The organism is Bradyrhizobium sp. Ash2021, from assembly GCF_031202265.1.
Classification (GTDB): Bacteria; Pseudomonadota; Alphaproteobacteria; order Rhizobiales; family Xanthobacteraceae; genus Bradyrhizobium.
This window is the reverse complement of the sequence record NZ_CP100604.1, coordinates 7,027,591-7,041,056: the sequence shown is the minus strand read 5'-3', so window position 1 is coordinate 7,041,056 and position 13,466 is coordinate 7,027,591. Positions and strand designations below refer to the sequence as shown.

The following is a 13,466-nucleotide window of genomic DNA, read 5'->3' as shown; positions in this document are numbered from 1 at the left end:
GGTGGATAGCAACGTCAATCCACGGCGATCAGCAGCCTCGGCAAACGTTGCTGATCTTGCGGTCGACATACGCGTCTTCCTGATCGAGGCTCTGCTGAGATGGCGAAGATGATGCGGGAATATCGGCGACGCGCGGCTGGCGGTGCCCCACGGGCGCTAACCACGGTTTGGTGGTCGTCTCGCGTCCAGCGGCGAGTACCGGCGTTGCGATCGCGGCTGACAGAATTGCGGCGACGCCAACAAGCGTGAATCTGGTCATCTTGCATCTCCGTATCGTTCGCGCCGTGCATCAGCGCTTTCACCAACCAGACTCATGCGCGTGTCCGGATATTCCGATCGCCGGCATTGAGGGCTGTTCAACCCGGCGTGAGATGCAGCGCTAGCGCGCATGCGGCGTGCAATGGCACGATCGGCGCGTTGAGGGTGGGAAGCGTCAGGCACCGGCGGTAGCGATGACGGATCAATCGATTGGGCGGGAATCTGCATCCGATCCGGATTCAATGGGCAATGGTGCCCCCCCGCCGCCTCATGCCATTTTGGTTGCTCGCTTCACGACGCCGTCATCGCGGCGATCGACGGTCGCAACATTCCTTGAAGAGATCGAGAGGATGCGAAGATTGGGGAATACCGGTAACCAGGCGTTGGTCTTGTCATCGGAGGCAACGTGGCCACGATCGCCGGATCAGATCATCCGGCGGAATCTCCAAAGCGTCTCAGCCGCCGCCCCGGCTGAGACGCTTTTTGCGTCCTGGCGGCTTTGCGGCTTTTGAATTATACATATAATATAATGGCCCCGCGGGATATTCCGATGCGGGGTCGAGGGGAGGACACATGACCGAAAAACCTGTTGCGATCGTAACCGGGGTGGGACCGGCGACCGGGTCGGCCATCGTCAGGCGGTTTTCAGCCGGCGGATTTCGCGTCGTGGCGTTGGCCCGTTCAGTGGAACGGATCAATGCGCTTGCGGAGGCGCTTCCCGACGTTCACGCCATCGCATGCGACGTGTCGGGCGAGAGCGCGGTGCGGGCCGCTGTCGCCGAGGTGCGACAACGCTTCGGTCCGCCCGATGTCCTCGTCCACAATGCGGTCGGCGGTGGCTGGGGAAACTTTCAGGAGATCGATCCGCAGATGCTGCGAAGCAATTTCGAGGTCAATGTGATGGGGTTGCTGTATCTGGCGCGGGAAGTGGCGGCGGATATGGTCAAGCGCGGCAAGGGCACCATCCTGGTGACCGGCAACACATCGTCGATCCGCGGCAAGGCCGATTTCGCCGGCTTTGCGCCAACCAAAGCCGCGCAGCGCATTCTCGCCGAATCGATCGCCCGCGAACTCGGGCCGGCCGGCGTGCACGTCGCCTATATCCTGATCGATGCGGTGATCGACACGCCGGGGATGCGCAAACGGATGAGCGGCAAGCCCGACGATTTTTTCATCAAGCCTGCAGCGATCGCCGACGAACTGTTTCATCTCCACGGCCAGGACCGCTCAGCCTGGTCGTTCCTGACCGAGCTCCGTCCGTTCAATGAAAAGTGGTGATCGGATCAAGCGATCATTCTCTCGTGCGTAATTTCGGTCGCGACCGGTCCAAAGACGATTTTCGCGTCGGCTTGGCCGAGGCTTTCGTCGCCTCTATTTCGGGCTCGATCGATCCCAGGCTTTCGTAGATTTCCCGAAGCACGATCCTACGAGACCAATGTGCGGGCAACGGCGGTCGGGATGGAATTGAGTGTCGGGCGCGTCGGTGCTATCCTCGGGCCGTTCGTGGCGGGCGCGCTGCAACAGAACTATCAGAGTTCGCTACCGATGTTCATCTCGATTGGCGTTGCGGCGCTGGCGGCGGGCGGGATCATCCTGCTCGCAGGCCGCACGCGGGTGGCCGTAGCCGCCGAGCGTCTGGCCGAACCGAGCGCGGCCTAGCCGATGCAGGGCTTCACCTACCAGACGGCTCCGATGCGGGTCATATTCGGAGCCGGCACGCTCAGCCAGCTGCCGGGCGAACTGGCGCGTCTCGGCATTTCGCGGGCGCTGGTGCTGGCCACGCCCAATCAGGCAGCGCAGGCCTCGCATATTGCCGCGATGCTCGGCGATCGCGCCGCCGGAATTTTCGCCGAGGCGGCGATGCATACGCCGTTGGACGTAACCGATCGCGCCATGGCGCACGTCCGCGAGCTGAAGGTCGATGGCATCGTTGCCATCGGCGGCGGCTCGACGACCGGGCTCGGCAAGGCGATTGCGCTGCGAACCGATCTGCCGCAGATCGTAGTGCCGACGAGCTATGCCGGCTCCGAGATGACGCCGATCCTCGGCGAGACCCGAGAGGGCCTGAAGACGACGCAGTCGAGCCCAAAGATCCTCCCCGAGACGGTGATCTACGATGTCGATCTGACCATGACGATGCCGCCGCAGCTGGCGGCGACCTCCGGGCTCAATGCCGTCGCGCATGCGGTGGAAGCGCTTTACGCGCGTGACCGCAACCCGATCATCTCGTTGATGGCGCAGGAAGGCATCAGGAATCTCGCCCGGGCACTGCCAAAAATCAAAAGCGACGCGCGCGATATCGAAGCCCGCTCTGAGGCGCTTTATGGCGCCTGGCTGTGCGGAAGCTGCCTCGGCGCGGTCGGGATGGCGCTTCACCACAAGCTCTGCCACACGCTCGGCGGAACCTTCAACCTGCCGCATGCCGAGACCCACGCGGTGATCCTGCCGCATGCGGTCGCCTATAACGCCTCGGCCGAGCCGCAGGCGATGGCCGAGATCGCGCAGGCGCTGGGTGCGGACGATGCGGCCGGCGGGCTGTTCGAACTCGCCGGCAAGCTCGGTATCCAGAGATCGCTCGGCGAAATTGGCATGCGGATGCAGGATATCGACCAGGCCGCCGATCTGGCGGTGAAGAATCCATACTGGAATCCGCGGCCGATCGAGCGCGATGCGATCCGTGAGTTGATCGCGCGGGCCTGGGCCGGCATGGCTCCGGTCGACGACGTCAAGGCGCAAGCTGGCGGCGTTTCCGCCTGAGCTCTGCGCTCACTCGTTGGCTTCGGGCGGCAGAAAATTCACTTCATGCTCGGCGGAGATGCGGACGATCTCGCCGACGTCGGTCAGATTGTGCAGCTGGTTGAACAGCGCCTCCAGCTTCTGCGTTGGCGAGACCCAGAACAAGGCGCGTGCCGGCTTGTCGGATTTGTTGAAATAACCGTGCGGGATGCCGCGCGGCAGCCGCACCAGATCGCCGGCCTTGGCCTGCACCCAGACGCCGTCGAGCTTCAGATCGAGCATGCCGTCCTGCACCAGGATGAATTCGTCCTGGGTCGGGTGAATGTGCACGGGCACGAACTGGCCGGGATCGCTGTTGGTCTCGAACGCGAAGGTCGAATCCGTCACCGCCTTCGGGAAATAGACCTGGCCAAGGATGTTCCAGGTCTTGCCGGAATAGCCCGTTCCGTTCCGCGTAATGCCTTTTTCGAGCGCTGCCATCGACCTCATCCCTGTGCTGGTTGGGGCGACGCTACCTGCGGCGGTCCCGCTGTCAAGCATGCCCGATCGCTTCGCCGGTCCCTTTCTTGCCAAAGCTTGAAGTTTAAAATATATGCGTTACCGGCTTCAGGCCGCACTTTGACGAATTCATTCGGGGAGGCCAATGCATGTCCGGACTGCCGCGTTTCTCGCATGCGCTCGTCACGGGCGGTGGACGGGGCATCGGCCGCGCGATCGCATCGGCGCTGGTGCAGGCGGGCGCGACCGTCACCGTGCTTGGCCGCAACCGCGAAACGCTGGATAACGCCGTAGCCCTGGGCGCCGCGCATTTCGCCGCCGTCGCCGATGTCGCGGATCAGGCCTCCGTCGGCGCGGCGATCGCGCAAGCCGCCGTGCGGCAGCCCATCGACATCCTGATCGCCAACGCGGGCGCGGCCGAATCCGCACCGTTCGGCAAATCCGATGCGGCGCTGTTTGCCCGCATGATGGATATCAATTTCATGGGCGTGGTGCATGCCGCGCAGGCGGTATTGCCTGGCATGGTCGAGCGCCGCCGCGGACGCATTGTCGCGGTCGCCTCCACCGCCGGCCTCAAGGGCTATGCCTATGTCAGCGCCTACGCTGCGGCCAAACATGCGGTGATCGGCCTGGTGCGCTCGCTGGCGCTGGAGACGGCCAAAAGCGGCGTCACCGTCAACGCGGTCTGTCCGGGCTTTACCGAAACCGATCTGCTCGAAGGCAGCATCGACAACATCATGCGCAAGACCGGCCGCAGCCGTGAGCAGGCCACGGCGGAACTGGCAAAGCACAATCCGCAGGGCCGCCTGGTGGCGCCGTCGGAAGTCGCCGACGCCGTGCTCTGGCTGTGCGGCGAGGGCGCAGGCTCAGTGACCGGCCAGGCCATCGCCGTCGCCGGCGGAGAAATATGACCGGGCGAAATGACGCGCCGTCCAGCCATCCAGCAAAGATGTAGTCGCAAGGAGATTCCATGAGCAAGCCGGCCAATCCCGTGACGCTGCCGCTGGCGGACTATACGCCAAAGCACTTCCTGCTGGCGGTGGTCGACAGCGTCGCCACCGTGACGCTGAACCGTCCCGAGCGAAAAAATCCGCTGACCTTCGACAGCTACCGCGAGCTGACGGATTTCTTCCGCGCCTGCGCGATGGACGACCAGGTCAAGACCATCGTCGTGTCAGGGGCCGGCGGAAACTTCTCCTCGGGCGGCGACGTGTTCGAGATCATCGGGCCGTTGGTGCAGATGGACACCAAGGGCCTCACCGCCTTCACCCGCATGACCGGCGATCTGGTCAAGGCGATGCGGGCCTGCCCGCAGCCGATTATCGCGGCCGTCGATGGCATCTGCGCCGGCGCCGGCGCGATCATCGCGATGGCCTCGGATATGCGGCTGGCCGCGGTCGGCGCCAAGGTCGCGTTCCTGTTCAACAAGGTCGGCCTTTCCGGCTGCGATATGGGCGCGTGCGCGATCCTGCCGCGCATCATCGGACAGTCGCGCGCCTCGGAACTGCTGTACACCGGCCGCTTCATGACCGCGGAGGAGGGCGAGCGCTGGGGCTTCTTCAGCCGCATCGTCGCCCCCGATCACGTGCTGGCGCAGGCCCAATTGCTGGCCAGGCAGGTATCCGAAGGCCCGACCTTCGCCAACACCATGACCAAGCGGATGCTGGCGATGGAATGGGCGATGTCGGTCGAAGAGGCGATCGAGGCCGAAGCCGTGGCGCAAGCCCTGTGCATGACCACCGAGGATTTCGCCCGGGCGTTCGAGGCATTTTCGCGCAAGCTGACGCCGGCGTTCCAGGGCAATTGAGCCGATCCCTCCCTCATGGTGAGGAGGCGCTCTTGCGCCGTCTCCGGACGATGCTTCGCATCGCCGGGCGAACCATGTGCCCGCGGCCCATCCTTCGAGACGCGGCCAAAATGGCCGCTCCTCAGGATGAGGACGGAGGCGGTGAAGGGGCTTGCCGGAAAATTGTTTTAGGGTTAAAACAATATCCGGATGGCCCATAACCTGCTTCGGAGCGGCGCATGAAGATCGCGATCATCGGTGGCGGACCGGCCGGTCTCTATGCCGCGATCCTGCTGAAAAAACAGCGGCCGCAGGCCGAGATCACGGTCTACGAGCGCAACCGCGCCGACGACACCTTTGGCTTCGGCGTGGTGTTCTCCGATGCGACGCTGGACAATTTCGAGAAATACGATTCCCCGAGCTACCGCCGCATCACCGAGGAGTTCGCCTATTGGGACGACATCGCCGTGCATTTCCGCGGCACGGTGCACCGCGTCGGCGGCAACGGCTTTTGCGGCTGCTCGCGCCGCATGTTGCTGTTGATCCTGCAGGAACGGGCGCGCGAACTCGGCGTCACGCTGTTGTTCGAAACCGACGTCGACGACGAGCGCCGGTTCGCCGATGCCGATTTGATCGTGCTGGCCGACGGCATCAACAGCCGCTTCCGCGACAAATACACCGATCATTTCAACCCCGAGGTCGACCTGCGCTCCAACAAATTCGCATGGATGGGCTCGACCCGGCCGCTCGATGCCTTCACCTTCATCTTCCAGGAGACCGAGTGGGGCCCGTTCATCGCCCACGCCTATCAATACGAGGCCGGCCGCTCGACCTGGATCTTCGAGACCGATGCCGAGACGTTCCAGCGTGCCGGGCTCGAGGGCCTGAGCGAACGGCAATCCGCCGATCGCATGGCGGAGATTTTTGGCTGGTTCCTCGAAGGCCATCCGCTGCTGACCAACCGCTCGATGTGGCGCAATTTCCCGATGATCCGCAGCGAGCGCTGGGTCAAGGACAACATGGTGCTGCTCGGCGACGCCAAGGCGACGGCGCATTTCTCGATCGGCTCCGGCACCAAGCTCGCGATGGAAGACGCCATTGCGCTGGCCGAGGCGATGGCGGGTTCACCGACGGTCGACGCCGCCTTGCAGAAATACGAGCACGGCCGGCGCGAGGAAGTCGAGAAGACCCAGCACGCCGCCGACGTCTCGCTGGTGTGGTTCGAGCATGTCGACCGGTTCTGGGATTTCGATCCCGTGCAATTCGCGTTCGGGGTCATGACCCGCGCCAAGGCGATTACCTACGACAATCTCACGCTCCGCGCGCCGGATTTTGTCATGCAAGTCGACAAGGCGTTTGCCCGCCAGGTCCGCTCCAAAGGCTTTGACGTCGATATCGACAAGCCGCTGGCGCCGATGTTCCAGCCGCTGAAGCTGCGCGAGATGGAAGTGGCCAACCGCGCCGTCGTGTCGCCGATGTGCATGTATTCGGCAAAGGAAGGCGTGCCCGGCGATTTCCATCTGGTGCATTACGGCTCGCGCGCCATCGGCGGCGCCGGGCTGATCTTCACCGAGATGACCTGCGTCGGCCGCGACGCCCGCATCACGCCCGGCTGCACCGGCCTCTGGAACGACGAGCAGCAGGCGGCGTGGACGCGGATTGTCGATTTCGTGCACGCTAATTCGGCGGCAAAAATCTGCCTGCAGCTTGGCCATGCCGGCCGCAAGGGCGCGACCAAATTGATGTGGGACGGCATGGACCGGCCGCTGGAGCAGGGCGGTTGGGATGTCGTGTCGGCTTCGCCGATTCCTTATTTCCCCGACAGCCAGGTGCCGCGCGAGATGGATCGCGCCGCCATGGATCGCGTCAAGGCCGAATTCGTCGCGGCCGCCGAGCGCGGCGAACGCTGCGGCTTTGACATGCTGGAGATGCATTGCGCCCACGGTTATCTCCTGGCGAGTTTCATCTCGCCGCTGACCAACCAGCGCAGCGACGAGTACGGCGGCACGCTGGCCAACCGGCTGCGCTATCCGCTCGAGATATTCGAGGCGATGCGCGCGGCGTGGCCGGCGCACAAGCCGATGTCGGTGCGCATCTCCGCCACCGACTGGGCCGAAGGCGGCATCACCGGCGACGACGCGGTGGCGATTGCGCGGGCGTTCGGCGAGGCCGGCGTCGATCTGGTCGACGTCTCCACCGGGCAGACCGTGCGCGATGCCCAGCCGGTGTACGGAAGGATGTTCCAGACGCCGTTTTCCGAGCAGGTCCGCAACGAGGCCAGGGTTGCGACCATGTGCGTCGGCAACATCACCACGTCAGATCAGGCCAACACCATCCTCGCCGCCGGCCGCGCCGATCTGGTGGCGCTCGGCCGGCCGCATCTGGTCGACCCGTTTTTCACAATGCGGGCGGCAGCCTGGTATGGCGCCTCGGAGATTGCCTGTCCGCTGCAATATCTGCCCGGCAAGGAGCAGATTTTCCGCAACAGCGTCCGCGACCGGCAGGATTTCGACGACCTCAAAATTAAGGGTAAGCCCAAGACGCGGGCCGAGCTGAAGGCGGAGGCAACAAAGCCGCTTGCGGCCGAATAACGGCCTGTGCGACGCTCTATCGCTCCCTCGCCCCGCTTTTGCGGGGAGAGGGTTGGGGTGAGGGGTTCTCTCCGCGAGTGAAGTCGCCGTGAGTGCGGTACCCCCTCACCCGGATCGCAAGGGCGATCCGACCTCTCCCCGCAGGCGGGGAGAGGTGAAAGAGCGACGGGTGGAGTGGAGTTGCGCTGATGAAAGCGATCATCGTCGGAGGCGGCATTGGCGGCCTCACCACTGCGCTGATGCTGCGCGCGCGCGGCCTCGATTGCGAGCTGTACGAGCAGTCGGACACGATCCGCGAACTCGGCGTCGGCATCAACACCCTGCCGCATGCGATGCGCGAACTCGCCGGCCTCGGGCTGCTGGACCGGCTCGATGCGGTCGCGATCCGCACCGATGAATTGTATTATCTCAATCGTCACGGCCAGGAAGTCTGGCGTGAGCCGCGCGGCCTTGGCGCCGGCCATGGCGTGCCGCAATTCTCGATCCATCGCGGCCGCCTGCAGGGCGTGATCCATGCCGCGGTCGAGGAGCGGCTCGGCAAGGACGCGATCCATACCGGTTGCCGGCTCGGCGCTTTCACCCAGGACGAGGGCGGAGTCACCGCGCATTTTTTCGATCGCGGCGGCGCGCACATCAAAACCACGCGCGGCGACATTCTGATCGGCGCCGACGGCATCCATTCCCGTGTGCGCGAGACGCTGTTTCCGGACGAGGGACCGCCGTGCTGGAACGGCCTGATGCTGTGGCGCGGCGCGCGTGACTGGCCGGCGTTCCTGACCGGACGTTCGATGATCGTGGCCGGAGGGCTTCATGCCAAGGTCGTGGTCTATCCGATCGCGGAAGGATCGAGCCCGGCGAGCCGCCTGACCAACTGGGCGGTGCTGGTGAAGGTCGGCGACGGCGCTTCGCCGCCGTCGCGCCGCGAGGACTGGTCGCGGCCAGGCAAGCGCGACGAGTTGATGCCGCATGTGGCACGGTTCTCGGTGCCCTATGTCGACGTGCGTTCGCTGATTTCGGCGACGCCGGAATTTTATGAATACCCCTGCTGCGATCGCGATCCGTTGCCATACTGGTCGTCGGGCCGCGTCACGCTGCTCGGCGACGCCGCGCATCCGATGTATCCGGTCGGATCGAACGGCGCCTCGCAGGCGATCCTCGATGCCCGCGCGCTGGCGGATGCGCTGGTGCGCTCCGAGCATCCGCGTCAGGCGCTTATGGCCTATGAGCAGAAGCGGCTGTCGATGACGGCGGAGATCGTGCGCTCGAACCGGCGCGGTGGCCCCGAAGGCGTGATCGACGCGGTCGAGCAACTGGCGCCCGACGGCTTTACCGATATCGACAAGGTGCTGAGCCACGCGCAGCGCGAAGCCATCGTGCGCGGCTACGCCACCAAGGCCGGTTTTGCGGCGCCGCCGCCGGGATTGACGGCGGTGCGGGCGTAGGCTAGCCGCAAGTCGGACGTCATCCTGAGGTGCGAGCTCTTGCGAGCCTCGAAGGATGGGCCGCGAGCGCACCCCTCTCATCCTTCGAGGCTCGCCCAAGCCGACGGGCTTCGCTCCGATCAACCTACGAACCGACGCAAAAACTTTGCCCGACGGGCAAATCACTCAAAACCTGTCCAGCCCCCTTGAAAAAAATTCTCCGCTTGTGCCGTCGGGCAAATCAGTGGCCTTTCTCCGCACGTCTCACCCGACAAGAGGGGCGGCTCGCGATCGTCACGAACGTGCGGTGGGATGCGGTGGACGCGGAAGCTACGACTGACGAGCGTGGCTGATGCGGACGGCGAAGTCGTGTGGTCCTGACGCCCCGACGCTGGCGTCACGTGTCGCGGATTTATTCGCGGCGCAACGGCGGCAAGAAAGCCGGTCGCCGGGGAGAGCGCGCTATAAGCCGTAAAACCATTGCGCAGGGAAGGCCGGATGTTCTCCGCTGAACCTGTATGCTCGTGTGCGTGTTCTTATGCACAAATTGCACGCGAGACCGCGGGTGCAGCGCGCACCCGGTCTTCCCTGCGCCCTCTGTTTTCAAAGGGCGAAAGATTCATGCAGGACTCGGGCGCATCGCGCCGCGGGACGAAAAAGTCATGTCTGAGATTAGAACACCGTCATTGCGAGGAGCGAAGCGACGAAGCAATCCATACTTTCTTTACGCGGTTAGATGGATTGCTTCGCTTCGCTCGCAATGACGGCCGCGGACATCGCACCTCGGGCCGCGCAACCTCACGCCCCCGGAGGCGGCGGCAGGAAGTGCACGTTGTGTTCGGCGGCCAGCGCCACCACCGCATCCGGGGTCTGCTCTTTCAGATTGTGAATCGCCCAGAACAGATCGTAGAGCCGGCGGCTCGGCGAAACCCAGAACAGGACTTTTGCGGTTTGACCGGATTTGTTGAAGATGCCGTGCGGTATGCCCATCGCCAGCCGGACCAGATCGCCCGGCGTGGCCTGGGTGTCGGCGCCGTCAAGCATGAAGTCGAGCTTGCCCTCCAGGATGTAGAGATACTCGTCCTGGTCGGGATGGATATGCGGCGGCACGAAAGTGCCGGGCGGGAAGGTGGCGTGCCAGGAGAACGAGTGCTCGGTGACGTTCTTCGGCACATAGGTCTGGCCGAGAATGTTCCAGGAGATACCCTGCAGGCCCTCGTTGGCCCGGGTGACGCCGGCGAGTTCGGTTTTCATGATGTTTCCTTCCCATTCTTATTTGCCGGGCGTGCAATCCCTGGCATAGCGGTCGCCGTAATTTTCGAACACTTTTTCGACGATCTCGGTCTGGAATTTTCCATCCGGGCGTTTTGCGACTTTGGTCAGATAAAAGTTCTGGATCGGATAGCCGTTGGTGTTGAATTTGAAATCGCCGCGCAGCGAGGTGAAGTCGGCCTTTTTCAGCGCCGCCGCCACCGCGTCCTTGTTGCCGAGATCGCCCTTCACCGCCTTGACGGCGCTGTCGATCAGCATCGCCGCGTCGTAGCCCTGCATGGCATAGGTGCCGGGCACGTTGTTGTAGGCGCCTTCGTAGCTAGTTACGAATTTCTTGCTTTGCGGATTGTCCAGGTTGGGCGCCCAGTTGGCGCCGCCGAACATGCCGACCGCGGCATCCTGCTGCGCCGGCAGCGTCGATTCATCGACCGTGAAGGCCGACAGCACCGGAATCTTGTCGGCGAGGCCGGCCTGCTTGTATTGCTTCACCAGGCCGACGCCCATGCCGCCCGGCATGAAGGTAAACACGGCGTCGGGCTTTGCGGACGCGATCTTGGTGAGTTCGACCTGGAAATCGAGCGTGCCCAGCGGCATGTAGCTTTCCTCGACGATCTCACCCTTGTAGTCGAGCTTGAACCCGGCCGCGGAATCCTTGCCGGCCTGATAGTGCGGAACCAGTACATAGACGCGCTTGTAGCCGCGATCCTGGGCGACCTTGCCGAGGATCTCGTGGACCTGGTCGTTCTGGTAGGAGGTCACATAGAAGAACGGGCTGCACTCCTTCCCGGCATAGCTCGACGGCCCTGCATTCGGACTGATCAGGAAGGTCCTGGAATCGGTGACCGGTTTGTGAATCGCCTGCAGGATGTTGGAGAAAATCGGCCCGACCACGAAATCGACCTTGTCGCGTTCGAGCAGGCCCTTCGCCTTGGTCACGGCGCCGTCCGGCTTGAGTTCGTCATCGGCGACGACGACTTCGACGTCCTTGCCGCCCATCTTGCCGCCGAGATCCTTGACGGCGAGGGCGAAGCCGTCGCGGACCTGGGCGCCGAGCGCGGCGGCCGGGCCGGACAGGGTCACGATCACGCCGATCTTGACTTTCTCCTGGGCTGCGGCCGGGCCGGCTGCGACACCCAGCAGGACTGCCAGCCCGGCCAATTTCAACTGCTGCTTCATGACTTCCCCCTCCGGTCGGTTGCTTCGCGCAGCCGAACCCCACGCCAACCAACACTTCGAAATCCAGCTTATTCGCATGACGGCTGCCGCTGCAAGCAGCAAGCGAACGAGCGCAAGCGCAGCATTTTTTGGTATGCAAGGCGCGGGCCAAATGCTTTAATCCTAAAGGAGTTGGATAAGAGCGCAAAGCGGCTCGCCGCGGCGTTTTGACTTGCGGCGGGTCCCGAATTATTTGAAGGTCAAAATGTCGGGTCGAGCCGGCAAGATCAGAAGAAGCCAAGATTGCATCATGATTCTGGATTCAGAGACCAAGGCCGTTGAGCTGCCGGAAGATCACGGCGACGAGATCAGGTTGTGGCTGCGCCTGCTGACCTGCACGACGTTGATCGAGGGCGAGGTGCGCAGCCGGCTGCGCGAGCGCTTCGACGTCACGCTGCCGCGCTTCGATCTGATGGCCCAGCTCGACAAGGCGCCGGAAGGCATGACGCTGTCGGACGTCTCGAAGCGGATGATGGTCTCGAACGGCAATGTCACCGGGCTGGTCGAGCGTCTGGTCGAGTCCGGTCACCTCGACCGGCGCACCTCGGATTCCGACCGCCGCGTCCAGGTGATCCGGCTGACGAAAGCCGGCCGCGCCGAGTTTCGCAAAATGGCCGCGGAGCACGAATTGTGGATCGCCGACATCTTCGGGGAACTGACCCCGAAGGACGTCCGCGAATTGATGCGGCTGTTGGCCAAGACCAAGGCTTCCGCGCAGAAATCCGCCAAGCAGCGGGCGATCTGACGAAGCGCTGTGACTGAAAGGCTGATCCGTTGCAAGCGGATGTCGACTACGAGGTCGAATACAACAACCGGGCCCGGGTTCCCGAAAACCCTTCGATCATGGCCGGCTGGGCGCGCGACGCGGCTGCCTATCGCGAGGCGCGGCAAGGCCGCTGGCGCGTGATCCCGTATGGCAGCGGCGCGCGCAACGGGATCGATTTCTTTCCCGGCGACGGCGCGGGGCCGATCGTCGTTTTCATCCATGGCGGCTACTGGCAGGCACTCGACGGCTCGTTCTTCAGCCATCTCGCCGGTGGCTTGAACGCCCACGGCATCGACGTCGCGATTCCCAGCTACGATCTTTGCCCCAACGTTTCCGTCGGCGAAATCATCCGGCAGATGCAGATGGCGTCACGCGAGCTGGCGAAGTTGGGGCGGCCTCTGGTGATCAGCGGTCACTCCGCTGGCGGCCATCTCGCCGCCTGCATGCTGGCAACGGACTGGCGCGCCGTCGATGCGTCGCTGCCGGAAGGGCTCGTGACCGCGGCCTACGCCATCTCGGGCCTGTTCGAGCTCGGTCCGCTGGTCAGGACATCCATCAACAACGCGCTGAAACTCGACGATACCGCGGCGGAAGCCGCGAGCCCGTTGTTCTGGAAGCCGCCGGCGCGCGGCTCGCTGGACGCCGTGGTCGGCGGCAACGAAAGCGTGGAATATTTCCGGCAGAGCCGGACCATCGTCGATGCCTGGGGCGCCGCCGGCGTCGCGACCCGGTTCGGTACCGTTCCCGACGCCAACCATTTTACCGCGATCGCGCCGCTGGCCGATCCGGGCTCGCCTGTCGTGGCGCGGTTAAGGGAACTGGCCGGGCGTTGAGGCCCGGCGGCCTCCGATAAAAAGCACAGGATCATCCCGGTTTGGGCTATTGCGCGAAATTACTTTAAGTATAAAATACTTCGGAAATGA

At 64.0% G+C, this 13,466-nt stretch carries 13 protein-coding genes; 9 read left to right on the top strand and 4 right to left on the bottom strand.

Going from position 1 to position 13,466, the window contains the following annotated elements; all coding sequences use genetic code 11:
- Positions 1-28: 28 nt before the first annotated feature.
- On the bottom strand, positions 29-259 hold the full coding sequence (locus NL528_RS33975; protein ID WP_309178730.1) for a hypothetical protein: 231 nt from the start codon (positions 257-259) through the stop codon (positions 29-31).
- 572 nt (positions 260-831) lie between these two features.
- Between NL528_RS33975 and NL528_RS33970 the strand changes: the two genes are divergently transcribed.
- From NL528_RS33970 to NL528_RS33960, 3 genes are all read left to right on the top strand, one after another.
- Positions 832-1,536: an SDR family NAD(P)-dependent oxidoreductase gene (locus tag NL528_RS33970; protein ID WP_309178729.1), complete on the top strand. Its 705-nt coding sequence runs from the start codon at positions 832-834 to the stop codon at positions 1,534-1,536.
- A gap of 180 nt (positions 1,537-1,716) precedes the next feature.
- Positions 1,717-1,917, top strand: a complete 201-nt coding sequence (locus NL528_RS33965; RefSeq protein ID WP_309178727.1) for a hypothetical protein — start codon at positions 1,717-1,719, stop codon at positions 1,915-1,917.
- 3 nt (positions 1,918-1,920) lie between these two features.
- Positions 1,921-3,015, top strand: a complete 1,095-nt coding sequence (locus NL528_RS33960) for a maleylacetate reductase (protein ID WP_309178726.1) — start codon at positions 1,921-1,923, stop codon at positions 3,013-3,015.
- A 9-nt stretch (positions 3,016-3,024) separates the two neighbouring features.
- Here NL528_RS33960 and NL528_RS33955 read toward each other — a convergent pair whose 3' ends face one another.
- The gene (locus NL528_RS33955; RefSeq protein WP_309178725.1) at positions 3,025-3,474 is read right to left on the bottom strand and encodes a cupin domain-containing protein; all 450 of its coding nucleotides are present in this window, start codon (positions 3,472-3,474) and stop codon (positions 3,025-3,027) included.
- Between the two features lie 167 nt (positions 3,475-3,641).
- Between NL528_RS33955 and NL528_RS33950 the strand changes: the two genes are divergently transcribed.
- The 4 genes from NL528_RS33950 (at position 3,642) to NL528_RS33935 (ending at position 9,311) form a co-directional block, all read left to right on the top strand.
- Entirely contained in the window at positions 3,642-4,403 is a 762-nt protein-coding gene (locus NL528_RS33950) for an SDR family oxidoreductase (RefSeq protein ID WP_309178724.1), read from the top strand.
- Between the two features lie 59 nt (positions 4,404-4,462).
- Positions 4,463-5,299 (top strand): enoyl-CoA hydratase family protein, encoded by an 837-nt coding sequence (locus tag NL528_RS33945; RefSeq protein WP_309178723.1) that lies wholly within the window; start codon positions 4,463-4,465, stop codon positions 5,297-5,299.
- A 218-nt stretch (positions 5,300-5,517) separates the two neighbouring features.
- The gene (locus tag NL528_RS33940; protein WP_309178722.1) at positions 5,518-7,869 is read left to right on the top strand and encodes a bifunctional salicylyl-CoA 5-hydroxylase/oxidoreductase; all 2,352 of its coding nucleotides are present in this window, start codon (positions 5,518-5,520) and stop codon (positions 7,867-7,869) included.
- Positions 7,870-8,057: 188 nt separating this feature from the next.
- Positions 8,058-9,311: a flavin-dependent oxidoreductase gene (locus NL528_RS33935; RefSeq protein ID WP_309178721.1), complete on the top strand. Its 1,254-nt coding sequence runs from the start codon at positions 8,058-8,060 to the stop codon at positions 9,309-9,311.
- A gap of 777 nt (positions 9,312-10,088) precedes the next feature.
- On the opposite strand, the gene NL528_RS33930 is transcribed toward NL528_RS33935, so the two are convergent.
- Positions 10,089-10,544 (bottom strand): cupin domain-containing protein, encoded by a 456-nt coding sequence (locus tag NL528_RS33930; RefSeq protein ID WP_309178720.1) that lies wholly within the window; start codon positions 10,542-10,544, stop codon positions 10,089-10,091.
- A gap of 18 nt (positions 10,545-10,562) precedes the next feature.
- Positions 10,563-11,738, bottom strand: a complete 1,176-nt coding sequence (locus NL528_RS33925) for an ABC transporter substrate-binding protein (protein ID WP_309178719.1) — start codon at positions 11,736-11,738, stop codon at positions 10,563-10,565.
- A 289-nt stretch (positions 11,739-12,027) separates the two neighbouring features.
- Here NL528_RS33925 and NL528_RS33920 point away from each other — a divergent pair, with 289 nt between their 5' ends.
- Positions 12,028-12,522, top strand: coding sequence for a MarR family transcriptional regulator (locus tag NL528_RS33920; RefSeq protein ID WP_309178718.1), 495 nt, complete (start codon positions 12,028-12,030; stop codon positions 12,520-12,522).
- Between the two features lie 29 nt (positions 12,523-12,551).
- Positions 12,552-13,376, top strand: coding sequence for an alpha/beta hydrolase (locus NL528_RS33915; RefSeq protein ID WP_309178717.1), 825 nt, complete (start codon positions 12,552-12,554; stop codon positions 13,374-13,376).
- Positions 13,377-13,466: the final 90 nt, after the last annotated feature.